Raw genomic sequence first — 26,867 nt, 5'->3', positions numbered from 1 at the left:
CTCCGGACTAGGTCGACTGCACGGCAGTGAGCAACGACGAGAACATGCTGTTGATCACGGAGATCAGCTGCGAGGCGGCAGCGTATTTGTTCTGCAGCGAGCTCAGCCGCGCCGTCTCCTCGTCGAGGTTGACGCCCGACTGCGAGGACAGCGAGCTCGCATAGCTCGACTGGGCCGTCGATTTCGCGGTGTAGGCCGTCGCGGCCTGCGACGCCTTGCTGGCCACATTGGCGACGATCGCCGCGGCATAGTCGGCAAACGAACCGCTCGTTGCGCTCAGGCCGCCGGCCGAGGCGAAGCTGGTCGAGCCGGTCAGCTTGTCGATGAGCGCGTTGATGACCGTCGCCGAGCCGGCCGTCAGCACCTGGCTGCCGGTCGTCAGGGTCGCGGAGCCGTCGAGCGTGCCGGTCGGAAGACCCGCAGCGCCGCTCAGGATGCTACTGTTGACGGCAAAATTGGCCGCGCTCGTGCCGGTGACGAGGTCATTCATGCCGAAATAGCCGGCGAAGCCGCTGCCGCCGATCGCGCTGGTCATGTCGTTGATCGCGATGCCGTTCGACGACGACGTGGCGCTGATCGACAGGTGCCCGCTGGAATCGATCGAGGCGGAGACGCCGGAGATGCCGTTGAGCGCTGTGACCAGATCGCCCACCGTCGCATAGGACGACAGGTCGAGATCCTGATACGAAACGAGATTGCCGCTCTGGTCAGCCACGGCGATGCGGACCGTTCCGGATGCCGCCAGGGCCGTCGTGCTGCTGACGCTCGCCGATCCGGTCAGGGTAGTCGGAGGTGGAACGGCCGACGCGCTATCAGTGATCGAATTCAGCGCCGATTTCAGCTGCGTGGCCAGTTGATCGAGCTGGGTCTGCGCGGCCGGCAGGGTTTCGTCCCGCAACGTGACCAGCGAGCCGATCTTGCCCGACGTGATCTGGGACGTGACGTCGACGCCGTCGACCGTGATGCCGCTGAAGCCGCCGGACGCATAGCTCGACGCCGCCGAGACATTCGCCGAGGCCGTATAGCTCAGTGTGTGCGCCGAGCTGTCGACCAGAGCCCGCCCCGACGAGGTATAGACCTGAAGATCGCCGTTCGACGCCGTGTAGTAGCTGACGTTCATGTAGGACGACAGGTCCTGCAGCGCCGCGTTGCGCTCGTCCTCGAGATCCGCGGTCGATTGGCCGGACGCCGCCATCTTCCGGATCTCGACGTTGAGATCGGCGACCTGCTGCAGGTCGTCGTTGACGCTCTGGACCGACGACGCGATGTCCTTGTCGGCATTGGCGCGCAGCGTCTGCACGCCGCTCGACGTGCTGCGCAGCTGGCTGGCGAAATCGTCCAGCGCGCTGACCACGGCCGATTGCAGCGACACGCTGCTGGGCGAGCTCGCCAGCGACGACAAAGCGGACTCCAGCGAGGCCAGCGAGTTTGCCAGCGACGTTCCCGTCGTCGAGGTGCCGGACGTGGACGCGCTGCCGAACAACTGCTGGAGTTGCGTCAGGTAATTGTTCGTGGTGTCGGCCGCGCCGAGCTCGGAGTTGGCTCCGATCAGGGATTTCAGCAGCAGCTTGTCGACATTGCTTGAAATGCCGGTAATGGAAACGCCGGTTCCAACTCCCCCGGTCACGTTCGTGACCTGGTTGGCCGTCTTCTGCGTATACCCCTTCGTGTCGGCGTTCGAGATGTTCGACGACGCCACGCTGATCTGCAGCTCCGTGGCCGAGATGCCGCTGAAGGCGACCAACCGTGCTATGTCGAGCGACATTGCCCTACTCCCGCTGCTGGCTGGCCATCACGCCCTCACATTGGTTCCGCACGATGTCGCACGCGCGGTACGACGTCCACCGGCTCCATAGGGGGAGGCATTTGCGATTTGCTCGCGGATCGCCTGCATGACCGCCTCGATGCGACGATTGCTGGCTTCGATCGCGGCCCGCAGCCGCACGAGGTTCTCATCCATCGCGCCACGCAGGTTGAGGATGTGCTCCATGAGCTGCTCGCGCAGGACGCGGTCGCGGACGTCGAGGCTTGCCGTCTGCCTGGCGCATTCGGCCACCCGCTGCTCGAACAACCCGGCCAACCGGTTCTTGTCGTCGAGCTGCTTCGAGCGCGAGGCCGGCAATCCCTTGGCGAGCTCCACATTCTCCTCCGACACCACCGCGATGAGTTCGTCGATCAGCGCGATCAAGGTCCGCACCTCGTCCTCGCTTGCGGGCCGTCGATCGGCCTGAATTGCGTGTTTCATCCTGTCGCTCCCCTCTTACTGTTCACGCTGCGGTCGGCGACTGATCTGCGCGACGCGGGCATAGGTATTCAGCGCCGTCACCCTCACGGTGGCGACCTTGAGTTCCTCGTCGAGCAGCGCACATTCGCGAAGCAGCTTTCGTCGGACCGTTTCGATATCGTCGATCAAGGCCAACAGTTGCACGCGGTCGTCCTTGCCGGCGGTCGCGGCGCGCAGTCTCAGCCGCCGCAGCTTCTTCAGCAGAACCTCGCCCTCGCCGAGCCGCTCCCTCTTGAGGTCGACCATGATCACCTCATCGACGAGATCAGGGTGTCGTACATCTTGTTGACGGCCGAGATCACCTGCGACGCCGCCGAATAGGCCTGCTGAGCCGAGATCATGCTGCTGAACTGGCCCGTGGTATCGGTCGTGCTCGACTCCAGCTCGCTACCGTAAATGGTCCCTGCACCATTCTCGCCGGATGCCTGCAGGGTCGCGTTGCCCGATGTCGCCGTCGACGTGTACATGCCGCTGCTATGCGCCACGAGGCCATTGGGATCGGCGAAGGTCGCCACCGCGATCTTGTAGATCGGAACCGTCTGGCCGTTGGAATAGGTCGCCTCGACAAGACCGTTCTTGCCGACCGAAATGCTGCTCAGCGTTCCGAACGAGATGCCGTCGGAATTGGCGCTGAAATTGGAGACGCTCGGCGTCGTGCTGCCGGACGACAATTGGGTCAGACCGTCGGTGCCGCCGCCGGTGGTGCCGAAGCTGAGCGTGATCGAGCTCGCCGCGGCGCCGTTGTTCCAGGTGATGCCGAGATTGGTCGAGGAGACCGTGCTCAGCGAGCCGTCAGAGTTGAAATCGATCGTATAGGTGCCGCTCGTCACGGTGCCGTCCGACGCCGTGGCAGGCGCGACATCGGCAGTCCATTCGTTCGCCGTCGCCGACTTGGTCCAGGTCACATTGAGCGTATGCGACTGGCCAAGCGAATCGTACACCGTCATCGAGCTGCTGAAGGTGTCTCCGCTCGCAGCATCGGCCGGCAGGTTGGCCGCAAGCGACGTCTTGGTCGTCGCCCCACCATTCGTCAGCGCCACCTTGGTATTGACCGGCTCGAGGCCGTTGCCGACCACGTTGCCGCTCGCATCTGTGCGCCAGCCTTCGAGATAGTAGCCGTCGTTCTCGAGATAGCCGGCATTGTCGGTCGTGAACGCGCCGTTGCGCGTGTAGAAGGTCTCGCCTCCGGCCGAAGTCGAGTTGGTCGCGACGAAGAAGCCCGAGCCCTGGATGGCGACGTCGGTCGCGTTGGTGGTGGCGGCCAGCAGCCCCTGCTGCGTGATGTTGGCACGGCCGGAGACCGAGACGCCCCCCGAGGAATAGGCTTTCGAGCTGCTCGATGCCGTCACCAGCTGCTCGAACAGGCCGGACGTGGTCTTGTATCCGGTCGTATCGGCGTTGGAGATGTTGTCGCTGATCATGGCGAGCGACGAGCTCTGCGCGTTGAGCGCCGAGATCGCCGATGACAGGGCTCCAGAAAGACTCATGATTGTACTCCGGGTAATGCGGTCAGGAGGTGACGCCGATGATGTTGCTGGCGCTGACAGGAACGCCGCCGACGGTGAGCGACGGCGTGCTGGTCGAGGTGTCGATGCCGGTTACGGTCCCGATGACCGTCGTGTAGTTGAGGACCGAGGTGCCCGCGGAGTCCGTCGCCGTCACGGAGATCGTGTACTGGCCGCCATTGCTGAGCTGATTGCCGCTGGAATCGGTGCCGTCCCAGGTGATCGAATTGGCGCCCTTGTTGCCGGTCCCGGTGCCTGTCCAGACCGTGCTTCCGGAGGAATCCTTGATCGAGATCGAAACGTTTGACGCTGCTGACGACAGCGAATAGCCGAACGTCGCCGAGCCGTTCGAGAGGACGGCAGTGTCACTCTTGGCCTCGACGGTGTGGCCGATGTAGTTCACCGAATTCAGCGTCACCAGGCTCGAGAACGAGCCGGCCAGCGAGGTCATGCTGCTGTTGAGCGACTGCTGCGAGGTGAAATTGGCGTAGGACGTCATCTGGTTGATGAAGTCGGTCACGCTGGTCGCGTTGAGCGGATCCTGGTTCTGCAGTTCGCTCACCAGCAGCTGAAGAAAGTCGGTCGAGCTGAGCGTCGTACGCGATGTGTCGCTGGACGATGATGTCGATGAGGTGGTCGCGGTCGACGAACTCGCGGCGGTGACGGTCATGGCAGAACTCCGGCTCGCGCCGCGAGCGGCGGCGGGACACAGCACGACCACGCGGTCGTGAAGGCGTTTGCTGATCAAACGGCCAGAGCGCCGATTCCAGGCGCACAATTAGTCGATCGAATTAGTTGATCCGACGGCAGAATTTGCCGCCGCGCTGTTGCGCAGAGGCGGCAAAAATCGCCTGGTGCGAGGCCCCGATCTGCATCGGCGCCACGGCTCGCCGTCGTCGCACTCGGGCGCCCTCGATTCGCGCGCAAGCGAGCTCAAGAAACTGAGCGAGATGACAGTTGCGATGGTGTTGCGGTTCCAGCGGCGAGGTCCGACCGGCCGAAGCGCAGCCGCGCAAGCGCGGTCCTGGCTAAGGCTCAGCCGGGCTGATGGGCGTCAGCCGGCGGGGTTGCCGCTTCCTCTTGGGCCAGGCGATGGGCCGCAGCAAGGATACGCGACGTCAGGCCGGCGGGTGCACGAACCGGCGGCGACGACAGCGCCTCACGAACGAGACGTGCCTCGGATAGCAATCGATCGGCTTCGGGGGAGGACGCAAGCAGATCAGCAGCGGATTGACGCTGCTCCGCCGGCCAGCGCGAGAGGTCCTCACCCAGCCTGCCGATCAGATCCTCGAATTCCCTGACGTCCATCGTCCGCCCAATCCAGCGCTTCCAGCTTGGTCATAAAGCATTCAGCCCGCGAACGAAATTGATATCGGCAATTGTGACGATCGACCGCAACCAAGCTCTGGAAACTCCGTACTTTTCGGGAGTCGTATGCACGCGAGGCCGCACTGGATACCGAAACGGGAGACAATGCAGCCCATTTCTGATCGATTTCTCAAGATTTCCGCAGCGCGGCGAGTGCCCGATTCGGCGAGATCTACCGACGGTTGGCCGAATCAGCAGCCGCTCGCTTTCCCCGGGCCGCCACATCGACAGCCTCCCACGCCTGCCGCAGTTCCAGCAGGCTTTCGGTGATCCGCTGGAAATTCTCGCGCATGTGAGGTCGACCATAGGCCCGCAGCGCGGCCACGATCAGGGCGTTGTAGGTTCCGAACAACTGGTCGGCGACCGGTCCGCCGCGCGTGGAATCGAGGTGCAAGCTCAACCCGCGCAGGATCGCCGTTGCCCGGGTCAGGTGGGCATGCCCCTCCTCGAAGCGACGCACCTCCTGCGCTTGCACGGATTTCTGCAGGCAGGTGACCGCGCCGTTGAGCAGCATGATCACGGCCCGCAGCGGCGGAACCGCGACGGCCGTGCCGCGGTAGGCCTGACTTGCAAATTGCGCCATCGAACTCTGGGTCATCAGTTACTCGAACTCGAATTGAGGAGGGCTTTCAGATAGGTCAGCGTATTGTTGGCGCTCTCGATCGCGGCCTGGTACTTGGCGTATTGCGCCGTGAGCTGGGTCTGGAACGTCGCAGCCGAGCTCTTGATGTCGTTGACCTTGGCCTGCATCGTCTCGTCCTGGGACGTCAGATTGTCGATCAAAGTCTGCAACGAGCCGGTGCTGGACGATGCGGTCTTGGCGATCTGGTAGATCTGGGTTGCAAGCCCCTGGGTCGAGGTCACCGTGATCGATTGCGAGGTCGAGCCGGTATAGGTGAAAGCCATGCCGGCATAGATCGTCCCGGAATTGCCCACGATCGTGTTGCCGCTGACCGTGAACAGCGAACTGTCGCCACCGACGGATGCGGCCGAGAGATTCCCCGAGGCATCCACCGTCAGATCCAGGGTGAACGACTGCGGCGACGACCCGGTATTGACGACGCTGAGCTGGCTCGACGAGGTCTTGGTCTGCGCCGACAACAACGTCGTCACACCGCTCAAATTGGTGCTCAGGATCGTCGACAGCGTGCCCGTATCGAGTTCGAGTTCGTTCTTTTCGTTGAACGAGAGACCAAGGTCCGCCATCGTCAGCCCGCCGACGGACGTTCCGAGCACGGCCTGAAGCGAGTTCATGATGTCGCGCATGGTGCCGTCGCCGAACAGCACCGAGCTGGATGAGGCGGTTCCGTCGGAGTTGGTGGTCTGCTGCGCAATCACGGCATCGCGGAGCGCATTGTAGTCGGTGACGAAGGTCTGCAGCGCCGACGAGATCTGGCTCGTATCGGCGCCGATGGTGACGGTCAGCGTCGTTCCGGAGGGTGTCGCCTGCAGCAGATCGAACGTGACGCCGCTGAGCACGTCGGTGATGTCGTTTGTGTTGCGGGTCAGGCTGATCCCATCGAGCGTGAACTCCGCGGCCTGGGCCGTCTGCAGCACCGTCGCGAAGGCTCCCGAGCTGTCGGTCACCCCGAGCTTGTTGAGGATGTCGTCCCCGGACGAGCTTGCATAGGTGATGTCGGCGGCATCCTGGGTCCCCGTCAGCACCAGTTGATAGGACCCGCTCGATACCTGGACGATCGACGCCTCGACATCGGTCGTGGAGGTCTGCGCGTTGATCGCGTCGACGACATCCTGCAGCGACATGCCGCTGGTGATGGTGATGTCGGCCGTGCTGCCTCCGGACAGGCCGAGCGAGAACGTGCCGGAATAGCCGAGGGCCGCGGTCTGGCTCGACTGCGTCGTGCCCGTCACCTTGTGCGCCGTGGCGACCTGGCCGATCGTCAGCGTGTGGCTGCCGGTCGCGGCTCCATTGCTCACCGACATCGACAGCGCCGATGAGGCGCTGACGTCGCCGGTCGCGCTGATGGTGGCGGCCCGCGTGGCGAAGGCGTTGGTCGCAAGCGAGTTCACCATCGATGTCGCCAGCGACGACAATCCCGATGACAGTGTCTTCAGTGCGGTCTGCAGCGTCTGGTACGCCGTGATCTTGGCTTCATTGGCGGTGATCTTGGTCGAGATCTGGGTCGCCTGGGTGAGCTTGGCATTGACGGCGGACTCGATCAGCGCGGTCCAGTCGATCGTGCTCGTGGTGCTCGTTCCCGACGTCGTGAGCGAGCTGCTCGAACTCGTCGATGATGAAGAAGACGATGTCGTGCTGCTCGTGCTCGAGGTTGCGCTGCTCACCGTCATCCGTCGTCGTCCTCCGAGGAAAAAGCCGGACCGGCGAGGCGCCGGCCCGGCAGATCACGGCTCAGCCCAGCAGCTTCAGGAGGTACTGCGGGATCTGGTTGGCGGCGGCTTCCGCCGATACCGCGGCCTGGGTCTTCACCTGCGCCGACGACAGCTTCGCCTGCTCCGAGGCGATGTCGACGTCCTTGATGGCGGAATTGGCCGATTGCAGGTTCTGCGTCTGCGTCGAGATCGAATCGGCCGAGAAGTTGAAGCGCGACTCCTGCGCGCCGATGTCGGCACGCGCCTTCGACACGGTGTCGATCGCGGTGTCGAGAGCGGTCAAGGCTGCGGTCGCGCCGGTCTGGGTGCTGACGTCGAGCGACGAGACGCCGAGCGTGCTCGCGGTGAGATCCGACAGCGTGATGTTGATGGTGTCGGACGCGGACGATCCGACCAGAACCGAGACGCCCGACGAGAACGTGCTGGTGCCGTCGAGCAGGCTCTGACCGCTGTAGCGCGTTCCGGTCGCGATCGACGAGATTTCGCTGATGAGCTGCGAGAATTCCGACTGGATGTAGGTGCGGCTGGTTCCGACCGTGGTGCCCGATGCGGACTCGGAGGCCAGCGACTTCATGCGCGCCAGGATGTCGCTGATGTTCGACGCGCCGCCATCCGCGGTCTGCAGGATCGACGTCGCCTGGGCGGCGTTGGTCGCGGCCTGCTGCAGCGTGGTGATGTCCGAGGAGATGCGCGTGGAAATGGCGAGACCGGCCGCGTCGTCCGAGGCCGACGTGATGCGCGAACCGCTCGACAGCTTGGAGAGCGAGCTCGTCTCCTGGTTGGAGTTGATGTTCAAGTAGCGGACGGCGGAGTTGGCGGCGATGTTGGTGGAAATTGCGGGCACGGTGAGGACTCCTGAGTGATCGGCAAAGCACGCCGCATCGTGGAAGGACTGACGGTGCGGATCGGCCCCGTCTGACCGATCAAACGGAAGCGCCTGCGGGAATCAGGCGGGAATTCTCCCGCGCCGGGAATTTTATGGTTAGCAATCGGTGAAGGCGCCGCGAATGTCGCGCTCGTGACGCCGCAGCATGTCGCGCAGATGCTGGCGACCCCGCTTCAACAGCGACTCCACGGCGGCCACTGTCGTGTCCATCACCTCGGCGATTTCGCCGTTGCTCATGTTCTCGTGATACGACAGGATCACGGCGATCCGTTGCTGCTCCGGAAGCCGCTGCATCGCTCCTTCCAGGAGGTCGCTGAGCTCCGCACGCTCGATGACGCTCACGGCATCCGGCTTGCCGTCCGCAACCTCGGGCACCACATCGACATTCTCGGTCCGCGGCTTGCGGCGGATGTCGATGCAGCGGTTGCTGACGACGCGATAGAGCCAGGTCGAGAATTTGGCACGGCCGTGCTGCCACCGCCCGCGATGAGTCCAGACCTTCAGCATCGTATCCTGAACGACGTCCTCGGCGTCGGCGGCATTGCCGACGATGCGCAACGCAATCGCATAGGCGCGGTCGATGTGGCGCTCGACGAGAAGGCGAAATGCGAGCTCCTCTCCGGTGGCCAGCCGGTCGAGCAGATCCTTGTCCTCGTCGAAGACCATGGTCTCGCCCGGCGGCGCAGAGTCTGGAACGGTGCTGACCGACTCGCTCGACGGCAGCACCACCGCGACGTCCGGGGACCCCGGCTCCTTCGAAGATACGCCATCGGCCGGGGCCCAGACGTCCAGCGCGTAGCTCATTTCCGCATCTCCAACCCGCAATGCCGAATGCGGTATTCGCAGACGGCTTCCGATCGTTGAACGCTGTGATCGAGAGAAGCAGGCGAAGATTCTTCGTGATTTTTCAGGTAGTTAGATGGAATGTTTTGCCTAGGGACAGGCAAATTCTGCCGCACGCGGATCGAGCGCTCGACGATCATTGAGAAGGAGAGGCCGATGTTCGGCATGGCGCGGGTTCATTCCGGAAGACGAGTTCAGCAGAAAACGCGGGCTGCAACGCTTACTAACAGCATCCCTGGATACGGACCGCGCACACCAAATCTGCGGTCGCTCAAGATCCGGAGTTCTTGCGAAACGATCATCTCGCCCGGCAATTTTTTCCGAATCACCTCGACGAAATTATCGCATTTTTCGACTCTGTCAGTTTCCGCAGACGCGATTTTTGAATCTCATGACGATTTTTGCGACAAGGCGCGCCTGATCTGTCGTGCTCGTACGTTGTAGTTGCTGATGGAACGACAAATGAAGCGATCGACGTGATGCGTCGCGCGCCGACGACGCACGCGTAGGTGTCAATCGATGTCTGTAGCGTCACCGAATGTTGCTCAATGTTTCGATCGACGTCGACTTTCGTGAGTATCGTCGCGTTCGATATCTCAGCGCGAAGCGCGCGATCCGCGCCCGCGACTGCTTTTTAATGCCCGATTTCGTACTTCGGCGTCGACCAAGCGCTATCAGATCGAAAGCGAATGCCCGTACGTCTTCTTACGCATCCACGATGTTGATTCATCTGTGCGGGCTTCGCGCGGCGCGCCGGCAACATTGCGAAACGAAGTTCGCGTTTTCCGTGTCGAGAGCTTCGTCCTGCTCGCATCATCGCAAGTGACCGACGCCGGCGCATGCGTGATCGACGCGCCTGATTGGCCGACGTGGTCCGTTTGATTGTGCAGGAGGACCCGGCATGATGCGACAAGACCCGAAAGCCATCGACGACGACCCGACGCAAGCCTTGCGCGCTCGAGGCGTCAAGCTCGGTCAGCAGCAAGGTCTTCGTCTGCAGTGGCTGTCGCGGACATTCGGGCCGCTGGTTCACTGCGACGAACGTCCATCGCCTGGCCGCGGCCGCACGATCGTCCTGCTCGATCCGCCAACCGGCGCGGGTGCGGAGCTGCTGTACGGCACGCTGACCTCGCACGATGCCGTGGCGATCCCTTTCGGCGAAAACCCCGCGTTCGATTTCCTGAAATCCAAGTTGACGGCGTTCGGCACCGTCGGCACCTCGGCCGACGGTCCGCATGAATTGTGGTGGGGCGGCCGCGACTGGCCTGCTCCGGAGACGGCACCCGCAACTACGATGCGTGTCGTGTCCTGCCATCCGACGACGGTCGGCGACTTGCACGTCTATCATCTCAGACGCTCGCTGCAGCGGCTCGGGCTCCCATTCGACATCGAGGCGATCGATTGCCGCCCCGGCGAACGCCTGAGCGCTGCCGACAAGGCCGACTTCGTCGCGCGGATGTGGCAGCGGCACCGCGAGCCGCTGTTGTACGTCGAGGCGGACGTGATGTTTCAAGCCGCCCCGGGCCTTCCTCATCTGGCCGGCTGCGACTTCGCCGTCCATAAGTGGAACGGCTGGGAGATGTCGCCGCGCACTCTCTATTTCGGCCGCTCCAAGGCGGCCGAGACCATGCTGACGACCTGGCGCGAGATTGCCTCGTCATATCCCGATGTCTGGGACGGCTATCTGATCGACCAGGCCTGGAGTGCGGTGACGTCCCAGATCGCACTCGATACGGTCTGGCTTCCCCGCAGCTACCATGCCGTTGCAGGGGAAGCCGGAGTCGGCAACGCGACGATCGTCCACAATCTGAAGCCGACAAACGCTGATCTCGGCCCCGACCCGGACTTCGCCGAAGTGGCACGCTCGCCGCGGCGGGCGGGGCGCGTCGGCGCGCTGGAGTCGCTGCTCGTGGTGCGCTCGAAAGTAAAATCTGGCCGGGGCGTCACGGTCATCCTGCGCGATGTCGAAGGTAGCAGCGCGCGCGCAACGGCCGACAGCATCGAGCGGCTGACGAGCGCCTTCGTCGCCGATTGCGGCGGCTTTGGCCGCCTCGAGCTTTCGCTGTGCTCGTGGGCGCCGGAGGTTCGCATGGCGCGGCAGGCCGCTTTGCTGGCCGACAACATGGTACTCGAGATCGTCCCCGGTCAGGAGCTGCCGGCCGATCTGTTCGCCGCCACCGCCGCCTCGGAAGCCATGCGCCGGCCCGCCAGCTTCAACGCCCATCGCCACTGACGCCAGCCAGGACAAATCATGTTCGACACCATCATTCTTCTCACCGGCAGCCGTGACCAGCAGCTCGCGTTGTCCGAGCTCCTGCGGGCGCACAACCCTGCCCTCGCATTCCGTTGCGCGGTCAGCCTGCAGGACCTCGAAGCCATCGAACGCGACGTGCTCGGCAGATCCCGCCTGCTTGCGTTCACGACCGGCGTCGTCGTGCCTGCCGCCATCCTTCAGGCGCTCGGTTACGGCGCCTACAATTTTCATCCGGGCCCACCGGATTATCCCGGCTGGGCGCCGGCCCATTTCGCAATGTACGACGGTACGAAGCGCTTCGGCGCGACGGCCCACGCGATGGAGACCCGGGTCGACTGCGGCGCGATCGTCGGTGTCGAGCCGTTCGACATCCCCCAAGGCGTGGATGTCCGCGGCCTGGAGCAGATGGCGTTCGTGCGGCTCGCCTATCTGTTCTGGCGGATGTCGCGCGACCTCGCCTGCCATGCCGGCCCGCTGCCGGCGCTCGGCACCGCTTGGAGCGGCCCGAAGAGCACGAGGCAGATGTACGCCGCCCTATGCGACATGCCCGCCGACATCGATCCCAGCGAAATGGCACGCCGCATCCGCGCTTTTCACGACGACTTCCGCGGCATCCCACTGACCGTCAACCTGCGAGGCACACGGTTTCAGCTCATGCGCGCCGAGGCCCCGGTCGGCGAGCCGATGACGGTTGACGCGCCGGCGCTGGCGTCGGCGTCGTGACATCATCTCTTTGTGTGAGCATGATCTCATCGGAAAGCCGGTTTCCACTTTTCCGGATCATGCTCTAACGCTTGAGCGGCTTGATCACGGTCTGGTCGAGCCGCGTTTCCCAGCCGTGACGTTCCAGCTCGGGATCGTCATGCTCCTCCTGCGGCCAGCCGACGCAGAGATACGCAATCAGGCTCCAGTCCGACGGCAATTCGAGCGCGCGACAGACAGCCTCCGGGTCCAGGATCGACACCCAGCCAACGCCGAGACCTTCCGCGCGCGCCGCCAGCCAGAACGTCTGGATCGCTGCGACCACCGAGTAGCGGAGCGTTTCCGGCATCGTGGCGCGGCCGAGACGATGCCCGGTGGCAGCGCCTTCGTCGGCACAGACGGCGAGATGGACCGGCGCCTGCGTCAAGCCTTCCAGCTTGAGGCTTGCATAGAGCGCGCGCCGCTCACCATCATAGCCGGCGAGCGCCGCCTGGTTCGCATGCTGGAAGTTCTCGATCACCGTCGCGCGGCGTTCGGCGCTCTCGACGAGCACGAACCGCCAAGGCTGGCAGAAGCCGACGGACGGCGCGTAGGACGCGAGAGCGAGCAACTGCTCGATCAGCTCAAGGGAGACCGGATCGGCGCGGAAACGGCGGACGTCGCGACGCCAGCGCACCAGCTCGGCAAAGCGCTGCCGGAATGTCGCGTCGAACTGCGGAGGGCTTCGGCCTGGCTCGCTCATGCGCCCTCCCCGCTCAGGACGTGCAGGAACGATCCGGTCACCGACCCGCGCCGGGCGCCGCGCTCGGCGATGACGCCGCCCGACGCATCGCGGCACGCGATCAGCGGATCGTCTGCCTCGCTCAGGATGGTCGCATAGTGGAATTCGTGGCCGCGAACGACAGCCCCTCTCGGGCCGAGGCTGCAGTCGGCCGCCAAGGTCGCATGACGATAGCCGAGATGCAGGCGGCGTCGCGCGAACGACGTTTCCAGTGACAGCAGCCCAGCCATCGCATGCCGGACACCATGGGCATCTTCGAGTCCCGCGCCTAGCGTCATGTAGCCGCCGCACTCGCCGTGGATCGGCACGCCGCGCGAGGCCATCGCGCGCAACGCGTCGAGGAACGACCGCGCCGAGGCCAGCCGTCCCGCATGCAATTCGGGATAGCCGCCTGGCAGCCACACCGCGTCGGCTGCTGGATCAGGAGCCTCGTCGTTCAACGGCGAGAACGGGATGGTCTCCGCGCCCTGAGCGCGCCAGTGCCGCAGCAGATGCGGATAGCTGAACGAGAAGGCCGCATCTGATGCGAGCGCGATGCGCTGTCCGGGCGGTTTGATGCCGAGGCTGGAGCTCAGCGCGGCGAGGCCAGGCGCCCGAATCGGATTTGCGAGAGCAAGCACCGCGTCGAGATCGACCGACCCGGACACGCTTGCCGCAAGACGCTCGAGATGGGCCTCGATGGCCGTGATCTCCTGGGCCTGGACCAGCCCGAGATGGCGTTCGGGCAAGGTCAGTTGCGCGTCCCGCGCCAGCGCGCCGAGCACCTCGATTCCGACGGTCGCAAACGCCGGCTCGATGAGCGCCCGGTGCCGCTCGCTCGCGACCCGATTGAGGATCACCCCGGCCACGTGGACATCGTCGCGAAAACGCGCGCAGCCGAGCGCGACGGCGGCGGCCGTCTCGGTCTGCCCGCTGACATCGAGAACGAGCACGACCGGCCAGCCGGTCAGGGCTGCAAGATCTGCGGCCGAGCCCCTGCCCGCGCGCCCGGGATGCGACGCGCCATCGAACAGGCCCATGACGCCCTCGACGATGGCGATATCGGCGTCGGCGGCGACGCCGCAGGCAAGCCCGAGCAGCTGCGGCGCGGACATCGCCCAGCTGTCGAGATTGTAGCTCGTCCGTTGTGCCGCAGCCGTGTGATAGGCGAGATCGATATAGTCCGGGCCGCATTTGAAGGGTTGCACGCGCGCGCCGCGCCGGCTGAGTGCACGCAACAGCCCGAGCGTGACGGTCGTCTTGCCGGCGCCCGAACGCGGCGCGGCGATGATGATTCCGCTGGGCGCCGCCTTGCTCATGGCCGTAACGCCGCCGAGGCATGGCAAAATGTGCTATGCGAACCGACATGATGGACATCGCGGATCCGCCGAACCGACCGCTGAAGCGTGGCTGGACGACCGGCAGCTGCGCCACGGCTGCGGCGCGCGCCGCCTACGAGCTGCTGATCACGGGCAACTGTCCTGCCATGGTCGAGATCGCCCTTCCGGGCGGACGTCGTGTCGGCTTTGCGATCGCGATGCATGAGGCCGACGGCATCGAGGCCACCGCGGGCGTGGTCAAGGACGCCGGCGACGATCCTGACGTCACGCATGGTGCGCTGGTCAGAGCAACCTTGCGGCGCGGTGCAGACAATTCCGGCGTAACGTTCCGCGCCGGCCCCGGCGTCGGCACCGTGACACGACCGGGATTGCCGCTGCCGCCGGGAGAGCCTGCGATCAATCCGGTGCCGCGCGAGATGATCACGGCGGCGATTGGCGAAGCCTCGGCAAAGCTCGGTGCGACAGGCGACGTGGCCGTCGAGATCTCCATTCCCGGCGGCGAGGAGCTCGCCAGAAAGACGCTCAACCCGCGGCTCGGCATCGTCGGCGGCCTGTCGATCCTCGGCACCACGGGAATCGTGGTGCCGTTCAGCTGTGCTGCCTGGATCCACTCCATCTATCGCGGCATCGACGTCGCGCGCGCGGCCGGCCTGCCGCACATCGCCGGCGCGACGGGAAGCACATCCGAGAAGGCCGTGCAGCGGCTCCATGGCCTGCCGGAGACGGCGCTGATCGACATGGGCGATTTCGCCGGCGGCATGCTGAAATATCTGCGACGGCATCCGGTCGCTCGCGTCACCGTGGCCGGCGGCTTCGCCAAGATGACCAAGCTCGGCCAGGGCCTGCTCGACCTGCATTCGCGCGCCGGCGAGGTCGATCTCGGCTGGCTGGCGAACACGCTGCATGACGCGGGTGCGCCGGCCACGCTGGTCACGAGCGCACGCACGGCCAACACCGCGCTGCAGGTGCTGCAGGAGTCCCAGCGGGTCGGGTTTCCTGCCGGAGAGGTGGTCGCGCTCGCCGCCTGGACGACGGCGCGGCGTGCGCTGGGCGACAACGACATGGCCCTCGACATCGCCGTGTTCGACCGCGACGGCCGGCTGGTCGGACAAAGTCATGGACCGGCTCACTCCCCTCTCCCGCGGAAGCGCCGCTGATAGTCGGCATCGTACAGCGCGCTGTTGCGAAAATCCTCGGTTGCGAGTGCGCGGCCCACCAGGATCAGCGCGGTCCGCTCCACGGCGGAAGCCGCGGCCTGGCCGACGATGGTCGCCAGCGTGCCGGTCAGGACCAGCTGGTCCGGCCAGCTCGCGCGATAGACGATCGCGACCGGACAGTCGTCACCGTAATGCGGCCGCAGCTCCTCGACGACCTTGTCGAGAACGTGGATCGAGAGATGGATGGCGAGCGTGGCGCGCGACTGCGCGAACAGCGAAAGCTGCTCCGTGTCCGGCATGGCCGACGCGCGGCCGGAGGTCCGCGTGAGCACCACCGATTGGGCTAATCCCGGCAAGGTCAATTCGCGGCCAAGCGCGGCCGCCGCCGCCGCGAACGACGGCACACCGGGTGTGATCGTGTAGGGAATCCGCAATGCATCCAGGCGCCGCAATTGCTCGCCGAGCGCGCTCCAGATCGAGAGATCGCCGGAATGCAGCCGCGCCACGTCGTCGCCCGCGAGCGTGGCGCGTTCGATCTCGGCCACGATCTCGTCGAGCGACATCGGTGCTGTGTCGACGATACGTGCGCCGGGCGGGCAATGATCGAGCAGCGCGCGAGGGACCAGCGAGCCCGCATAGAGACATACCGGACAGCGCGCGATCAGGTCACGGCCGCGCAAGGTGATCAGGTCCGGGGCGCCGGGACCGGCGCCGATGAAGTGCACCGTCATGGCGCACGCTCCGCATCGATGGCCGCCTCGCCCTCCGCCAGCGCGCAGGTCGCTACGGCGTTTGCGACGCGCGCCAGGACCAGCCGGGCATTCGCGCCGGCGGCAGCCAGCGCCGCCGTCTCGGCGACCGAAGGTACACCCTTCAGGCGCCTGACGCGATCGCTTCGCGTGATCGCGCGATCGGCGACAGCCGCCATGTCAGCAGAGGCCACTCCGACGAGCGGGCGGCCAAGCCGGCGCGCGGCGCTGATCACGCCGGGTTCGCTGACCTTGTCCGCCGCTGTGGCGAGCACCGCCACGTCTGCCGGGGCGAGGCGTGCAAGCGAGAGCGCCTGTGCGATCACCGCCTCGATGTCTGCGACGCTGGCGGCACGCCGGCAACCGATTCCGAGCGCGATCATGGTTTCGTCACCCGCCACTGCGTGATCGGCAGGGCCTGCCGCCAGCCGTGCATGCGGCCGACCGGCTCGATGCGCGAAACCGCGATGCGGATCAGTTCACCGCCATGCTGGCCGAACAACGCGCTCAGCCGCGCCTCGCCTTCGAGCGACACCACGTTGGCGACGAGGCGGCCGCCGGGTTTCAGCCGCGACCAGACCGCTTCGAACACACCCGCTTCAGAAATGCCGCCGCCGATGAAGACCGCATCGGGCGCTTCGAGATCCGCCAGCATCGCCGGCGCGCTTCCGATCACCAGCTTCAGCTCGGGAGTGCCGAGCGCCAGCGCGTTGCGCATCGCCCGGTCGGCCCGGTCCTGCCGCGCCTCGATCCCGATCGCGCGCAGCGAGCCGTGCCGCAGCAGCCACTCGATTGCCACCGCGCCCGAGCCCAGCCCGACGTCCCACAGCAGTTCGCCTGGACGCGGCGCCAAGGCCGACAACGTCACGGCGCGAACGTCACGCTTGGTCAACTGGCCGTCATGCTCGAACAGGTCATCGGCAAGACCGGCGGTCAGCGGGATCACGGGCGCATCAACCTCCGCGTCGACCTCGATCGCGATCGTCGTCAGCGGATGGATATCGGAGAGATCGAACGCGTCAGCTGGCGCGCCTCGCACCCGCTCGTGTGGGCCGCCGATCGCTTCCAGCACCGTCAGGCGCGAACGTCCCATGCGGCGCGAGGTCAGCAGCGCGGCGAGCCTTGCGGCAGTGGATCCATCCCAGGCCAGCGCCAGAATGCGCGTCCCCGGCGCAAGATGGCGGATGATCCCTTCCAGCGGGCGGCCGTGCAGCGTCACCTGCGCCACGTCCTGCAGCGGCCAGCCGAGCCGTGCCGCCGCGAGGCTGAAGGCCGAGGGCTGCGGGACGCACAACATCTCGGCGGGCGCGAAACGCTGCATCAGCTGCTTGCCGACGCCGTAGTTGAAAGGATCGCCGCTTGCGAGAACGACGACGGGCTGTCCCCGTCGCGCCGCGATCTGATCGAACGCGAGCTTCAACGGGCTGGGCCAAGCCAGCCGTTCCCCCGCGATCAACGGCGCGGCAAGTTCGAGATGGCGCGCGCCTCCGACCACGAGCGCCGCCTGCGCGATGAGACGTCGTGCAGATACCGAGAGGCCGTCGACACCATCCTCGCCGATCCCGACGATGGACAGCCAGCGCTGCGCGTTGCAAGTTGCGGCCGAGTTCACCATGGACACTGCCCCGCATGCGTATTCTCATTCTTGGCGGGACGACCGAGGCTTCGGAGCTGGCGCGGCTGCTCGCCGGCGACGACCGGTTCGCAGCGACGCTCTCGCTCGCCGGCCGCACCGCCGCGCCCAGACCGCAGCCGCTGCCGACGCGCATCGGCGGCTTCGGCGGCATCGCCGGACTGGAAGCCTGGCTGCGGGATCATGCGATCGACGCCGTCATCGATGCCACGCATCCCTACGCCGACCAGATCTCGCGCCATGCGGTTGCAGGCTGCCATGCGCTGTCGGTGCCGCTGGCGTCGATCCGGCGGGTGGCCTGGCAACGCCAGGCCGGCGACCGCTGGATCGAGGTCGGCAGTGCCGACGACGCGGCTTCCGCGCTCGGAACGGATCCGGCGCGTGTATTCCTCAGTCTTGGCCGCCTGGAGCTCGCAGCCTTCGCAGCAGCCCCGCAGCACCACTACGTCGCGCGAACCATCGACCCGCCTGGCGACGTCGCGTTGCCGCCCGACATTCGCTTCGTCCACGATCGCGGGCCGTTCGACGAGCCGACAGAGCAAGCCTTTCTGACCCAAGAGCGCATCGCGTTTGTGGTATCGAAGAACTCCGGAGGCGCGGCCACGTATCCGAAGATCGCAGCCGCGCGGCGGCTCGCGATTCCCGTGGTGATGATCGCAAGACCCGACAAGCCGCATGGCATCGCGCTGGACGGCGCGCGAGCCGCATTGCAGTGGCTGGAGGCACAACTGACTCATGCGCCGCCCTCGACCTCACGGCGCAGCGTATAGACAAACGGCGACTTTCCCTCGCGCGCGATCAGGCGCGTGGCGGTCGATCCGATCAGCACGAGCGTGCGCATGTCCGCCTTGCCGGGATCGACCTCGCCCAAGGTGGTGATGATCCGCCCGACATCACCACTGCCCGCGGCCCGCACCATGACCACGACGGTCGAAGCCGGCTTGATCTGGCGCAGCAGCGCGAACGCCTCGCCCAGCTGATGAGGCCGCGCCTTGGACAGCGGATTATAGAGCGCAATGACGAAATCGGCCGCGGCGGCCGCCTCGAGGCGGCGACGGATGGTCGTCCAGCTCTTGAGATTGTCGGACAGCGAGATCGCACAGAAGTCGCCGCCGAGCGGCGCCCCGACCTCAGCCGCGGCCGCCAGCATCGCGGTGACGCCGGGCTCGACGCGGACGTCGAGGTCGCGCCACGCCGCTGGTCCCGCCTCGACCGCTTCGAACACCGCCGCGGCCATCGCGAACACGCCGGGATCGCCGCCCGACACCACCGCGACCTGCCTGCCGTCGCGTGCGAGCGCGAGTGCGTGGCGGGCGCGGTCGAGCTCGACGCGATTGTCGCTGGCGTGCCGGATCTGGCCCGGACTCGTCGAGGTCACCCTGTCGAGATACGGTCCATAGCCGATCAAATCGGTCGCGCTTGCGATGGCGGCCGCGGCGGCGGGCGTGATCAATTCGGCCCGCCCCGGGCCGACGCCCACGATGGTCAGCGTGCCCGTCATAGCCGTCGCCCCTGCCCGGGGATCAGGATCATCGAGAAATAGGGACCGCGGTCCAGCTCCACCTCGGCCAGCGGCGCGACGCGCTGCGCCTCCATCGTGCCGCGCTCGACATAGAGCGCGCGATCGAGCAATCCGGCGCTGATGATCGCGCGCTTCACCTTGGCGAGGTTGCGCCCGACCTTCATGATCACGGCAGCCTCGCAACGCGTCAGCCGATCATGCAGGACGTCCTCGCCCAACGTGCCCGGCAGCACCGAGAGGACGTCGTCGCCCCAGGTGATCGGAACATTGGCCTTTGTCCAGCAGCCGGACATGCCGGTGACGCCCGGCACCACCTCGACCGGATGATCGTGCTCCAGTCGCCGCCACATATGCATGAACGAGCCGTAGAAGAACGGATCGCCTTCCGACAGCAGACCGACCGATCGCCCCGCCGCCAGATGCGCGGTGATGCTGTCCGACGCGCGCCGATAGAAATCGGCGATCTCTGACTGATAGGACGGGTCGGCGACGGGCAGTTCCTCCGTGACCGGATATTCGAGCCGCAGCTCGTGGCGGCCGGCTTCCATCAAGGGCGTCACGATCCGCCGCGCGTTGCCTTCCATGCCGCGCTTGGCAAAGAACGCCACCACATCGACGGACCGGACCAGGCCGGCGGCGCGCAAGGTCAGATAGCGAACGTCGCCCGGACCGACGCCGATGCCGTACAGCGTGCCGGGATGAGCCGAGCCCGCGATGGTGTCTAAGAGGCTCATTCGACGTCGCTCGCGATCGCATTCACCGCCGCGACCGCCATCGCGCTGCCGCCCTTGCGGCCCTTCACGATCAGATACGGCACCCGGCCATCGGCCGCGAGCGCCTCCTTGGACTCCCGCGCTCCAACGAACCCAACCGCCGTCCCGATCACCGCAGCCGGTCGCGGCGCGCCCTGATCGAGCATGTCGAGCAGATGAAACAACGACGTCGGCGCATTGCCGATCGCCACCAGCGCGCCGCCGAGATGCGGCCGCCACAGCTCCAGCGCCGCGGCGGATCGGGTGGTCCCAAGCTTCGCGGCAAGCGCGGGCACCTCGGGTGCCTCGAGCGTGCAGATGATCTCGTTCTTCTCCCGCAGCCGCGCCCGCGTGATCCCCTGCGCCACCATCTTGGCATCGCACAGGATCGGTGCGCCGCCATCGAGCGCCGCCCGCGCCTCCGCGGCGAAATGTTCGGACATCGCGATGTCGGAGGTGATCTCGACCATGCCGCAGGCATGGACGATGCGCACGGCGATCTTCTCTTCCAGTCCTTGAAAGCGCGACAGGTCGGCCTCGGCGCGGATGGTCGCGAACGAGCGGCGGTAGATCTCCGCGCCGTCCTTGATGTAGTCGCGGAGCTCAGACATCGGCCTTTTCTTTCGTTTCGAACAGCCCGCCGCCATCGATCTCGGCGGGATCGAGCATGCCGCAGGGCTCGCTCTTCACCGTGCCGTGGCGGACGATGTGATAACCTTTGGCCTCGCCGACCAGCACGATGTCGGCAGCCGCCGACCGTGCACAGCCCTTGGCGCAGCCGGAGACGTGCAGCGTGCCGTTGAATCCCGTCCGGGCCATCGCATCGGCGATCATGCGGGCATGCTGCCGCGTCGCCAATTCCGTGGACGGACAGCAGCCGGCGCCCGAGCAGGCGTCGATGCGCATCAGTGGATCGGCGTCGTCGACGACCAGGCCGAGCCGGGCTGCGTCCGCCACCAATTGCCCTGCACTCACGGCGCCCGCGACGACATATAGCGCGCGCCATGGTGACAGGCGGACCTCGGCGACATCATGTGCCGCGAGCACGGCCGTAAGCCGCGCCAGCGCGTCGCTATCGATGCGGCCGAACGGCACGCCGAGACCGACGGCGCAGGTTTGATCCGTGAGAGCAATGACGCCGCAATGTCGCTGCCCCATGGCGGCTGACGGTGGCGCGATGTCGGAAACGTCAAGGTTCAGCTCTGCGCTGACCGCGGCGATCGCGGACGGCGGCAACGTCGCGGAGCGGCGCGTGGGGCTAAGTTGCAGCACCAGCCGCGCGAGGTGAACGGCCGTCGATGCCGCGTCGATCACGGCTGTCGTTCCGAGCCACACGGGATCATCGGAACCCGCAATGCCGACGGCGACACGCCTCCCCCGAGTGCCGCCACAGGCGACGAGACGAACATCCGCGGCGAGCTCCGTCAGCGGCAGCCGGCCGCCGCCGTCCAGCGCAAAGCCGAACTTGGGCGGCAGCGCATGGAGCGTCTGATCCGAGGCCAGCAACGTCTCCAGCTCGGCCGCGACGGGTCGCATGTCGGCCCGTTCGGCCGGGTCGTGTCCCACCAGCGGATTGACGACGATGTTGCGGATGGCTTCGCGCTCGGCGCTGTCATCGAGCAGGCCGAGTGATGCCATCAGCTCCCACAGCGGCACGAGCGTCTCGGACGATACGCCACGTATCTGCAGATTGGCGCGGCGCGTGAGGTCGATCTCGCCGTTGCCGTAACGCCGCGCGGCCTCGGCAAGCTCGCGCAGCGTCGACACCGGCAGCGCGCCGCCATGCGGCCGGACGCGAACGATCAACCCGTCGCCGCTCGGCATCGGACGCCGCGCGCCCGGACACCAGCCCTTGATCTCGACCGCGGCGCTCACGACACGCTCTCCTTTTGCGTGAGGCGCGCGCGAGCCTGCACGATCTCGTCAGCGACCGCATTGCGGCGCGGCACCCAAAGCCGCCGGCGCAGCGCATCCTCGAACCGCGAGACGATCGCGGCGACGGCCGCAGGATTGCGCGCGACCATGCCGTCCAGCACGGCCTCGTCGCGCAGCAGCGCGCCATGCGCCAGATCGAACAGGTGCTCGGCGACGGCATCGGAGGTGGCCGCAAAGGCATAGAGCGCGTCGACGCCCTGCGCGATCTCGGCCACGCCGCGATAGCCGTGAGCGAGCATTCCGTTGATCCACCGCGGATTGGCGAGACGGCCGCGGACCACGCGGGCAATCTCCTCGCTGAAGCTCCGCGCCGTCGGCGCCTCTGGACGGCTGGTGTCGAGATGCAGCAGCGCGGGCGACGCGCCAAGCGACGCTGCGGCGGCGGCAAAACCTCCGGCGAAATCGGCGACCTCCTCGCCATCGAGCAGGTCGCGCTCACGATCGTCCTGCGGATGCACGAGGGCATCGGCGCTGCGGACGCGGGCGCGAAACGTGTCGGAGGCCGACACGCCGTCATGCGCTCCGCCGAAACTATAAGCGGTGCTCTCAAGATACGCCTCGCCGAGCTGCGACCGGCTCGTCCAGTCCATCCCGAGCGCGAGATCGGCGGCAACGGCGCCGTAGCTGCCGGGCGCGCCGCCGAACACGCGCGCCAGGCTCTCGCCGCGCCGCCGGGCCGCGGCCAGCGGATTGTCGGCATCGTCCTCGTCGAGCGCCGCCACCTTCTGCACGGCGAGATCGAACAGCGCGATCTGCGCTTCGAACAGGTCGCGGAACAGCCCCGAGATCCGCAGCGTCGCATCGATGCGCGGGCGATCGAGCATCGCCAACGGCAACACATCGACGCCCGTGACGCGATTGGAGTTGAGATCCCAGCGCGGCCGCACGCCGAGATAAGCCAAGGCCTGGGCCAGATCGTCACCCCCCGTGCGCAGCGATGCGGACGCCCAGAGATCGAGCATGAGCGCGCGCGGATAGTCGCCATGGTCCTGCAGATAGCGCCGGATCACCTCGTCGGCGGCGCGCTGGCCAACCAGAGCCGCAGTGCGGGTCGGAATCGCGCGCGGATCGATCGCGGTCAGATTGCGGCCCGTGGGCAGCACGTCGAGACGGCCGCGGCTCGGCGCGCCGGCAGGACCGGCGGCGACGCGCCGGCCGTCGAGCGCCGCGAGCAACGCGCTGTGCTCGGCCGCCGCGCTCCCGTCAATCCGGGCTGCGATGTCGGCGCGATCGATAGTCGCTGCCGCCTGTCCCGCGGCCGCAATGATCGCATCGGCCAACAGGCCGGTCGCCGCCGTGTCGGGCGCCTGCCCGAACACGTGCAGGCGGTCACGCACCGCGAGCTCCTTGATGTCGCAGAGCTGCGCATCGAGCTGCGCGATCGCCTCGCGTCCGGCCATGGCACGGTCGAGCCCGCAATCGGCGGCCAAGCCGCTCTGCCAGGCCCGCGCGACGATCTCCTCCTCGAGCAGCTTCAAGCGGCGTTTGTCGAGACCATCCGCCTCGGCATACTCCTCGACCAGCCCCTCCAGCTCCAGCAAGGGTCCGTGCAGGCCGGCCTGCGACAGCGGCGGCGTCAGATGCCCGAGCGTCAGTGCCGACAACCGCCGCTTGGCCTGCATCGCTTCGCCGGGATTGTTGACGATGAAGGGATAGATCACCGGCAACGGGCCCAGCACGGCCTCCGGCCAGCACGCGCTCGAGAGCGCCAGCGCCTTGCCCGGCAGCCATTCCAGCGTGCCATGCGCACCCAGATGAATCAGCGCATCGATCCGCTCGGCCTCACGAAGATACGCGTAGAGCGCGACGAAAGCGTGCCGCGGCGGCACGCTGGTGTCGTGATAGCCGGACTTGCGGTCGGCGCGATGGCCACGATCCGGCTGCAACAAAATCAGAAGTTTTCCTGTACGCAGCACCGGGAAACGGAACGCGCCATCCCGGAATGCCGGGTCGACATCCGCCTCTCCCCAGGTATCGTGCAAGGCGCGCTGCAGATCATCCGGCAACAGCGCCAGCGCGGACCGATAGGTCGCGAGCGGCACGACGAGCTCATCTGCCTGGTCCCGCAGCAGCGCTTCGATGTCGTCGGCGGTCGGCGCTGCGCGGCCGATGTCGTACCCGCTGTCCGCCAACAGCCGCGCGATCGCGGCCGCGCTTGCGCTGGTGTCGAGACCGACCGCATAGCCGCGGCGGCCGCCGCGCGCCGGATAATCGGACAGCATCAGCACTACGCGCCGTTCGCTGGCCGGCAGCGCGCGCAATTGCGCCCATCGCGCCGCGAGCCGGGCGACGTAAGCAATACGGTCCTGTTGAGGCACATAACGCATCGCGCTGAACTGCAGACGCTCGTCCGCCGGCGCCTCACCCTTGAACGCAATCGGGCGCGCCAGCAGCCGGCCGTCGAGCTCCGGCAGCACGACATTCATCGCAAGGTCCGGCGGCGACAGTCCACGCGCCGAGGAAGCCCACGCGTCCTCGGTGCTCTGCGCCTGGATGATCTGCAGAACCGGCGCGTCCGCGAGGTCGAGCGCCGTTGTGCCGTCCTCGCGCTGCGCCGAGAACGCGGTCGCGTTCAAGATGACCGCAGGACGCCGGTGCCGGACCAGTCGCGCCAGCGCATCGCCGATGCTGGGATCCTTCAGGCTGGTCACCGCGACCGCGACCGCCGCCAGCCCTTCGGCTTCGATCGAACGCATCAATTCCGCAATCCCGGCCGTATCGGCGGCAAGCAGGCTCGCACGGTAGAACACGATCAGCGCGCTCGGCCGCGCATCATCGTGGCTGCAGAGGTCATCGATGCCGACCGCGCCGCGGTCGCGCGCGAAGCCGACGATGGAGCCGAGCGCGAGCGGCTCGCCAAACGGCGCATCACGGCCAAGCAGGCTCGCGAGATAGTGCAGCGCCTCGCGCGCATTGCCGACGCCGCCCTCGTGCAGATAGCCGTAGAGCCGCGACGTCGCGTCGTGCGGCAAGGTCGAGAGCGCATCGAGCCGGTCGTCGGCGCGATCATCGCCCGGCAGCGCCGCGAACAGAATGTTGCTGCTGCGGCAGGTCGACGCGATGCGCTCCAGCCCGTAGCGCCAATAGTCGAGCCCGCCGAGACAGCGCACGACGACGGCGCGCGCGCCGAGCACGACGCGATCGACATAGAGATCGACCGACATCGGATGCTTCAGCCGCTTCAGGCTGGCGAGGCGCAGGCTGGGCAGCTCGGTCGACGTCGCGGTCCAGGCTTCGGCCAACGCCGACAGGTCGGTGTCCGAGAACGACAGCACGACGATCTCGGCCGGCGACTGCGCAAGATCCACGGCCTGTTCGAGGTCGTCGAGATCCGCGCCCGTTGTCGCCAGCAGGTGCATCGGTGACGCCTACCCTGTGATCAGGCTCTGGATGGCGGCGGCATCGAGGCCGCGCTCGCCGATGATCACCAACCGCCCCTGCCGCGATTCGCCCGAGCGCCACGGGCGCTCGAACTGATGCTGGATGCGGCTGCCCACGGCCTGCACCAGGAGGCGCAGCGGCTTGCCGGCAACTTCCACGAACCCTTTCACCCGCAAGACATCATGCGCATCGACGGCGGCCGCGATCCGGTCGACGAGCGCATCGGGCGAGGCCTGCGCCGGGACGTCGAGCACGAAGCTCTCAAAATCGTCGTGATCATGCTCGGCCTCGTTGTCGTGATGCGACGGCCGGGCGGCGAGATCGTCCTCCGCTGCGGCGCCGAGCCCGAGCAGCACCGACGCCGACAGCCTGCCATGCTCGGTCGCGATCACCTTGACCGCGCGCTGCACCTTGGCGGCGATCTCGGCGGCGACATCCTTGCGCTGCTCCTCGCTCATCAGATCGCTCTTGTTCATCACGACGAGATCGGCGCACAGCAACTGGTCCTCGTAGACCTCCTCCAGCGGGTTGTCGTGATCGAGCGAGGCATCGGTGGCGCGCTGCGCCGCGAGCGCTTCCGGATCGTCGGCGAAGCGGCCCGCAACCACCGCCGGGCCGTCGACGACCGCCACGACGCCGTCGACCGTGACACGCGTCGCGATCTCGGGCCAGTTGAAGGCCTGCACCAGCGGCTTCGGCAGCGCCAGCCCCGAGGTCTCGATCACGATATGCTCCGGCGGCTCCTTCTGGTCCAGCAGGCTCATGAGCGCGGGCACGAAATCGTCGGCGACGGTGCAGCACAGACAGCCGTTCGACAGCTCGACGATGCGATCCTCCGGACAGTCCGGCACGCCGCAGCCCTTCAGGATGTCGCCGTCGATGCCGACATCGCCGAACTCATTGACGATGATGGCGAGCCGGCGACCGTTCGCGGTCTCGATCAAGTTGCGCACCAGCGTCGTCTTGCCGGCGCCGAGAAAACCGGTGACGATGGTGCAAGGCGTCTTGGCGAACGACTTCGTCATGGCGATGCGATCTCTCGGTTTCAGCGTGGCGCCGACAGCGCAGGCACGCGCGCGACGGTGTTCTTGCGGATGTATTCCGGGCGCTCGCGCCAGGCCGGCAGGCCCGCATCATGGCGCTGATGCAGCTGCGCGAATGCCAGCACATCCCGCGCATGCAGATCCGGATCGAGCGCGCCGAGCACATAGGTCCATTTGCCCGGCGCTGTCACCGCAACCGTGCACGCACGATTGCAGTTCGACAGGCACTCGACACCGACAACGGTGACGCCGGCGCGCTGCGCGGCCGGCACCGTCTCGATGGCTGCGAGCAAACGGGCACCGGCCCGCGGCTCGTCCGGCGGCGCAGCTTCAGGCGCCTGCGTGCGGCAGGTGACGCAGACGAACAGCGTCGTCTCTCCAGTCTCCGATGCGATCATCAA

General features: G+C 66.7%; 27 protein-coding genes. 4 read left to right on the top strand and 23 right to left on the bottom strand.

Features of this window, described 5'->3' with window-relative positions; genetic code table 11:
• Window positions 1-7 precede the first annotated feature (7 nt).
• The 11 genes from flgK to ACQR2C_RS29585 all read right to left on the bottom strand — a co-directional run bounded on the left by flgK (window position 8) and on the right by ACQR2C_RS29585 (window position 9,405).
• On the bottom strand, window positions 8-1,765 hold the full coding sequence (flgK, locus tag ACQR2C_RS29635; RefSeq protein WP_434882699.1) for a flagellar hook-associated protein FlgK: 1,758 nt from the start codon (window positions 1,763-1,765) through the stop codon (window positions 8-10).
• 27 nt (window positions 1,766-1,792) lie between these two features.
• Window positions 1,793-2,245, bottom strand: a complete 453-nt coding sequence (locus ACQR2C_RS29630; RefSeq protein WP_315805150.1) for a flagellar protein FlgN — start codon at window positions 2,243-2,245, stop codon at window positions 1,793-1,795.
• Window positions 2,246-2,260: 15 nt separating this feature from the next.
• Entirely contained in the window at window positions 2,261-2,530 is a 270-nt protein-coding gene (locus ACQR2C_RS29625; protein WP_316218470.1) for a hypothetical protein, read from the bottom strand.
• 2 nt (window positions 2,531-2,532) lie between these two features.
• Window positions 2,533-3,771 carry a flagellar hook protein FlgE gene (gene flgE, locus ACQR2C_RS29620; RefSeq protein ID WP_315805148.1) on the bottom strand — a complete coding sequence of 413 codons (1,239 nt, stop codon included), beginning with the start codon at window positions 3,769-3,771 and terminating at the stop codon, window positions 2,533-2,535.
• A 22-nt stretch (window positions 3,772-3,793) separates the two neighbouring features.
• Window positions 3,794-4,459 carry a flagellar hook assembly protein FlgD gene (locus ACQR2C_RS29615; RefSeq protein WP_316218472.1) on the bottom strand — a complete coding sequence of 222 codons (666 nt, stop codon included), beginning with the start codon at window positions 4,457-4,459 and terminating at the stop codon, window positions 3,794-3,796.
• A 365-nt stretch (window positions 4,460-4,824) separates the two neighbouring features.
• Window positions 4,825-5,097, bottom strand: coding sequence for a hypothetical protein (locus ACQR2C_RS29610; protein WP_315805146.1), 273 nt, complete (start codon window positions 5,095-5,097; stop codon window positions 4,825-4,827).
• 232 nt (window positions 5,098-5,329) lie between these two features.
• On the bottom strand, window positions 5,330-5,755 hold the full coding sequence (gene fliS, locus ACQR2C_RS29605; RefSeq protein ID WP_316182785.1) for a flagellar export chaperone FliS: 426 nt from the start codon (window positions 5,753-5,755) through the stop codon (window positions 5,330-5,332).
• Window positions 5,755-7,467: a flagellar filament capping protein FliD gene (gene fliD / locus ACQR2C_RS29600; RefSeq protein WP_316218473.1), complete on the bottom strand. Its 1,713-nt coding sequence runs from the start codon at window positions 7,465-7,467 to the stop codon at window positions 5,755-5,757. The genes fliS and fliD overlap by 1 nt, the downstream gene beginning before the upstream one ends.
• 61 nt (window positions 7,468-7,528) lie before the next feature.
• Window positions 7,529-8,353, bottom strand: coding sequence for a flagellin (locus tag ACQR2C_RS29595; protein ID WP_315756400.1), 825 nt, complete (start codon window positions 8,351-8,353; stop codon window positions 7,529-7,531).
• Between the two features lie 138 nt (window positions 8,354-8,491).
• A complete protein-coding gene (locus ACQR2C_RS29590; protein ID WP_315805142.1) occupies window positions 8,492-9,199 on the bottom strand; it encodes an RNA polymerase sigma factor in 708 nt (235 codons plus the stop codon).
• Window positions 9,196-9,405 (bottom strand): hypothetical protein, encoded by a 210-nt coding sequence (locus ACQR2C_RS29585; RefSeq protein ID WP_316182783.1) that lies wholly within the window; start codon window positions 9,403-9,405, stop codon window positions 9,196-9,198. Before ACQR2C_RS29585 ends, ACQR2C_RS29590 begins: the two co-directional genes overlap by 4 nt.
• Window positions 9,406-10,139: 734 nt before the next feature.
• Between ACQR2C_RS29585 and ACQR2C_RS29580 the strand changes: the two genes are divergently transcribed.
• Both ACQR2C_RS29580 and ACQR2C_RS29575 read left to right on the top strand, forming a co-directional pair.
• Window positions 10,140-11,471, top strand: a complete 1,332-nt coding sequence (locus ACQR2C_RS29580; protein WP_434882698.1) for a hypothetical protein — start codon at window positions 10,140-10,142, stop codon at window positions 11,469-11,471.
• Between the two features lie 18 nt (window positions 11,472-11,489).
• The gene (locus ACQR2C_RS29575) at window positions 11,490-12,215 is read left to right on the top strand and encodes a formyltransferase family protein (protein ID WP_434882697.1); all 726 of its coding nucleotides are present in this window, start codon (window positions 11,490-11,492) and stop codon (window positions 12,213-12,215) included.
• A 64-nt stretch (window positions 12,216-12,279) separates the two neighbouring features.
• Here ACQR2C_RS29575 and bluB read toward each other — a convergent pair whose 3' ends face one another.
• Window positions 12,280-12,936 carry a 5,6-dimethylbenzimidazole synthase gene (gene bluB / locus ACQR2C_RS29570; RefSeq protein WP_316182780.1) on the bottom strand — a complete coding sequence of 219 codons (657 nt, stop codon included), beginning with the start codon at window positions 12,934-12,936 and terminating at the stop codon, window positions 12,280-12,282.
• Window positions 12,933-14,273 carry a cobyrinate a,c-diamide synthase gene (locus ACQR2C_RS29565; protein WP_434882696.1) on the bottom strand — a complete coding sequence of 447 codons (1,341 nt, stop codon included), beginning with the start codon at window positions 14,271-14,273 and terminating at the stop codon, window positions 12,933-12,935. Before ACQR2C_RS29565 ends, bluB begins: the two co-directional genes overlap by 4 nt.
• Before the next feature lie 47 nt (window positions 14,274-14,320).
• On the opposite strand from ACQR2C_RS29565, the gene ACQR2C_RS29560 reads away from it, so the two are divergent.
• Window positions 14,321-15,451, top strand: coding sequence for a cobalt-precorrin-5B (C(1))-methyltransferase (locus ACQR2C_RS29560; RefSeq protein WP_434847700.1), 1,131 nt, complete (start codon window positions 14,321-14,323; stop codon window positions 15,449-15,451).
• Here the strand turns inward: ACQR2C_RS29560 and cobM are convergent.
• The 3 genes from cobM to cbiE are packed head-to-tail and all read right to left on the bottom strand — an operon-like array spanning window position 15,421 to window position 17,815.
• The gene (cobM, locus tag ACQR2C_RS29555; protein ID WP_316218478.1) at window positions 15,421-16,182 is read right to left on the bottom strand and encodes a precorrin-4 C(11)-methyltransferase; all 762 of its coding nucleotides are present in this window, start codon (window positions 16,180-16,182) and stop codon (window positions 15,421-15,423) included. The two genes, ACQR2C_RS29560 and cobM, sit on opposite strands and share 31 nt — an antisense overlap.
• Complete coding sequence (locus ACQR2C_RS29550) at window positions 16,179-16,583, bottom strand: cobalamin biosynthesis protein (protein ID WP_316238640.1); 405 nt, start codon at window positions 16,581-16,583, stop codon at window positions 16,179-16,181. Before ACQR2C_RS29550 ends, cobM begins: the two co-directional genes overlap by 4 nt.
• A complete protein-coding gene (gene cbiE / locus ACQR2C_RS29545; RefSeq protein WP_434882695.1) occupies window positions 16,580-17,815 on the bottom strand; it encodes a precorrin-6y C5,15-methyltransferase (decarboxylating) subunit CbiE in 1,236 nt (411 codons plus the stop codon). Before cbiE ends, ACQR2C_RS29550 begins: the two co-directional genes overlap by 4 nt.
• Before the next feature lie 14 nt (window positions 17,816-17,829).
• Between cbiE and ACQR2C_RS29540 the strand changes: the two genes are divergently transcribed.
• Window positions 17,830-18,603 carry a cobalt-precorrin-6A reductase gene (locus ACQR2C_RS29540; protein WP_316238642.1) on the top strand — a complete coding sequence of 258 codons (774 nt, stop codon included), beginning with the start codon at window positions 17,830-17,832 and terminating at the stop codon, window positions 18,601-18,603.
• Here the strand turns inward: ACQR2C_RS29540 and cobJ are convergent.
• Genes cobJ through ACQR2C_RS29505 form a run of 7 tightly spaced genes read right to left on the bottom strand, consistent with a single transcriptional unit; the run spans window position 18,567 to window position 26,864 of the window.
• Window positions 18,567-19,334, bottom strand: a complete 768-nt coding sequence (gene cobJ / locus ACQR2C_RS29535; RefSeq protein ID WP_434882694.1) for a precorrin-3B C(17)-methyltransferase — start codon at window positions 19,332-19,334, stop codon at window positions 18,567-18,569. The two genes, ACQR2C_RS29540 and cobJ, sit on opposite strands and share 37 nt — an antisense overlap.
• Window positions 19,331-20,089, bottom strand: a complete 759-nt coding sequence (locus ACQR2C_RS29530; protein ID WP_315805130.1) for a precorrin-2 C(20)-methyltransferase — start codon at window positions 20,087-20,089, stop codon at window positions 19,331-19,333. Before ACQR2C_RS29530 ends, cobJ begins: the two co-directional genes overlap by 4 nt.
• The gene (locus ACQR2C_RS29525; RefSeq protein ID WP_315805129.1) at window positions 20,086-20,718 is read right to left on the bottom strand and encodes a precorrin-8X methylmutase; all 633 of its coding nucleotides are present in this window, start codon (window positions 20,716-20,718) and stop codon (window positions 20,086-20,088) included. Before ACQR2C_RS29525 ends, ACQR2C_RS29530 begins: the two co-directional genes overlap by 4 nt.
• Window positions 20,711-21,982: a precorrin-3B synthase gene (gene cobG / locus ACQR2C_RS29520; protein WP_434882693.1), complete on the bottom strand. Its 1,272-nt coding sequence runs from the start codon at window positions 21,980-21,982 to the stop codon at window positions 20,711-20,713. The genes ACQR2C_RS29525 and cobG overlap by 8 nt, the downstream gene beginning before the upstream one ends.
• Entirely contained in the window at window positions 21,979-25,401 is a 3,423-nt protein-coding gene (gene cobN, locus ACQR2C_RS29515) for a cobaltochelatase subunit CobN (RefSeq protein ID WP_434882692.1), read from the bottom strand. The genes cobG and cobN overlap by 4 nt, the downstream gene beginning before the upstream one ends.
• A 9-nt stretch (window positions 25,402-25,410) precedes the next feature.
• Window positions 25,411-26,448, bottom strand: coding sequence for a cobalamin biosynthesis protein CobW (gene cobW / locus ACQR2C_RS29510; RefSeq protein WP_434882691.1), 1,038 nt, complete (start codon window positions 26,446-26,448; stop codon window positions 25,411-25,413).
• Window positions 26,449-26,468: 20 nt separating this feature from the next.
• A complete protein-coding gene (locus ACQR2C_RS29505; protein WP_315805170.1) occupies window positions 26,469-26,864 on the bottom strand; it encodes a DUF1636 domain-containing protein in 396 nt (131 codons plus the stop codon).
• Between the last annotated feature and the right edge of the window lie 3 nt (window positions 26,865-26,867).

Origin of the sequence: Bradyrhizobium sp. HKCCYLRH3061 (genome assembly GCF_051168015.1) — a bacterium.
Taxonomy (GTDB): Bacteria; Pseudomonadota; Alphaproteobacteria; order Rhizobiales; family Xanthobacteraceae; genus Bradyrhizobium.
Note: the sequence above shows the minus strand (reverse complement) of the source record. Positions and strands in the feature narration are given on the sequence as shown.

Coding starts and splice junctions, on each gene's coding strand:
- cobN (WP_434882692.1), bottom strand. CDS start 25,401: ATGCACCTGCTGGCGACAACGGGCGCGGATCTCGACGACCTCGAACAG.
- ACQR2C_RS29550 (WP_316238640.1), bottom strand. CDS start 16,583: ATGATCGCGCTCGGAATCGGTTGCCGGCGTGCCGCCAGCGTCGCAGAC.
- ACQR2C_RS29615 (WP_316218472.1), bottom strand. CDS start 4,459: ATGACCGTCACCGCCGCGAGTTCGTCGACCGCGACCACCTCATCGACA.
- ACQR2C_RS29625 (WP_316218470.1), bottom strand. CDS start 2,530: ATGGTCGACCTCAAGAGGGAGCGGCTCGGCGAGGGCGAGGTTCTGCTG.
- ACQR2C_RS29560 (WP_434847700.1), top strand. CDS start 14,321: ATGATGGACATCGCGGATCCGCCGAACCGACCGCTGAAGCGTGGCTGG.
- ACQR2C_RS29610 (WP_315805146.1), bottom strand. CDS start 5,097: ATGGACGTCAGGGAATTCGAGGATCTGATCGGCAGGCTGGGTGAGGAC.
- cobJ (WP_434882694.1), bottom strand. CDS start 19,334: ATGACGGGCACGCTGACCATCGTGGGCGTCGGCCCGGGGCGGGCCGAA.
- cobM (WP_316218478.1), bottom strand. CDS start 16,182: ATGACGGTGCACTTCATCGGCGCCGGTCCCGGCGCCCCGGACCTGATC.
- flgK (WP_434882699.1), bottom strand. CDS start 1,765: ATGTCGCTCGACATAGCACGGTTGGTCGCCTTCAGCGGCATCTCGGCC.
- fliS (WP_316182785.1), bottom strand. CDS start 5,755: ATGACCCAGAGTTCGATGGCGCAATTTGCAAGTCAGGCCTACCGCGGC.
- ACQR2C_RS29540 (WP_316238642.1), top strand. CDS start 17,830: ATGCGTATTCTCATTCTTGGCGGGACGACCGAGGCTTCGGAGCTGGCG.
- ACQR2C_RS29525 (WP_315805129.1), bottom strand. CDS start 20,718: ATGTCTGAGCTCCGCGACTACATCAAGGACGGCGCGGAGATCTACCGC.
- ACQR2C_RS29575 (WP_434882697.1), top strand. CDS start 11,490: ATGTTCGACACCATCATTCTTCTCACCGGCAGCCGTGACCAGCAGCTC.
- ACQR2C_RS29585 (WP_316182783.1), bottom strand. CDS start 9,405: ATGCCGAACATCGGCCTCTCCTTCTCAATGATCGTCGAGCGCTCGATC.
- fliD (WP_316218473.1), bottom strand. CDS start 7,467: ATGACGGTGAGCAGCGCAACCTCGAGCACGAGCAGCACGACATCGTCT.
- bluB (WP_316182780.1), bottom strand. CDS start 12,936: ATGAGCGAGCCAGGCCGAAGCCCTCCGCAGTTCGACGCGACATTCCGG.
- flgE (WP_315805148.1), bottom strand. CDS start 3,771: ATGAGTCTTTCTGGAGCCCTGTCATCGGCGATCTCGGCGCTCAACGCG.
- ACQR2C_RS29580 (WP_434882698.1), top strand. CDS start 10,140: ATGATGCGACAAGACCCGAAAGCCATCGACGACGACCCGACGCAAGCC.
- cobW (WP_434882691.1), bottom strand. CDS start 26,448: ATGACGAAGTCGTTCGCCAAGACGCCTTGCACCATCGTCACCGGTTTT.
- cbiE (WP_434882695.1), bottom strand. CDS start 17,815: ATGGTGAACTCGGCCGCAACTTGCAACGCGCAGCGCTGGCTGTCCATC.
- ACQR2C_RS29505 (WP_315805170.1), bottom strand. CDS start 26,864: ATGATCGCATCGGAGACTGGAGAGACGACGCTGTTCGTCTGCGTCACC.
- ACQR2C_RS29530 (WP_315805130.1), bottom strand. CDS start 20,089: ATGAGCCTCTTAGACACCATCGCGGGCTCGGCTCATCCCGGCACGCTG.
- ACQR2C_RS29630 (WP_315805150.1), bottom strand. CDS start 2,245: ATGAAACACGCAATTCAGGCCGATCGACGGCCCGCAAGCGAGGACGAG.
- ACQR2C_RS29590 (WP_315805142.1), bottom strand. CDS start 9,199: ATGAGCTACGCGCTGGACGTCTGGGCCCCGGCCGATGGCGTATCTTCG.
- ACQR2C_RS29565 (WP_434882696.1), bottom strand. CDS start 14,273: ATGAGCAAGGCGGCGCCCAGCGGAATCATCATCGCCGCGCCGCGTTCG.